Origin of the sequence: Pseudomonas agronomica (assembly GCF_025917275.1) — a bacterium.
GTDB classification, from domain to species: Bacteria; Pseudomonadota; Gammaproteobacteria; order Pseudomonadales; family Pseudomonadaceae; genus Aquipseudomonas; species Aquipseudomonas agronomica.
Genome location: NZ_JAOSHO010000968.1, coordinates 1 through 687, shown reverse-complemented (window position 1 = coordinate 687; position 687 = coordinate 1). Strand labels below are relative to the sequence as shown.

The 687-nt window shown below is 62.9% G+C and carries 1 protein-coding gene; it reads left to right on the top strand.

What is annotated here, in order from left to right; translation table 11 throughout:
- Positions 1-179: 179 nt before the first annotated feature.
- Positions 180-687 (top strand): LysR family transcriptional regulator (locus OC610_RS28415; protein ID WP_264433052.1); only part of this gene is annotated, 508 nt, incomplete at its 3' end.

Sequence of the window (687 nt, the reverse complement as noted above, 5' to 3'; positions counted from 1 at the left end):
GTGTGTTTGGTCATTAAACAGTCACAAGACTGTGCGGGATGGTACCAAGCGCAGCAGCCATTTTCGGCCCACAACCTCGCGGCTGGCTGCGGTTCGCTGGTCAACCCCTCTACAATGGCGACACGGCGCGGCTTTCAGGCGTGTTTAATCTTGTTTCAAGATTTCTCATCGGAGGATGGATGGACAGGTTCCAGGAGATGCAGGTGTTTGTCGCCGTGGCCCAGGATTCCGGATTTTCAGCAGCCGCGCGACGCTTGGGCCTGTCGGCCGCCAGCGTGACGCGGGCGGTGGCGGCGCTGGAACAACGCATCGGTACGCCGCTGCTGGTGCGGACCACGCGCAACGTCTACCTGAGTGAAGCCGGCCAACGCTTTCTCGATGACTGCCGGCGGATCCTCGGCGATTTGCAGGAAGCCGAGGACTCGGCGGCCGGCAGCCACGCCCAGCCTCGTGGACAACTGACCATCACCGCGCCGGTGCTGTTCGGGCAATCGTTCGTTACGCCAGTGTTGGTGGATTACCTGGGACGCTATTCCGAGGTTTGCATCAACGCCTTGCTGCTCGATCGCACCGTCAGCATGGTGGAAGAGGGCGTCGACGTTGCCGTGCGCATCGGCGAGTTGCCCGATAGCAGCCTGCACGCCGTCCGTGTCGGCGAGGTGCGACGGGTGGTGTGTGGCTCCCCCG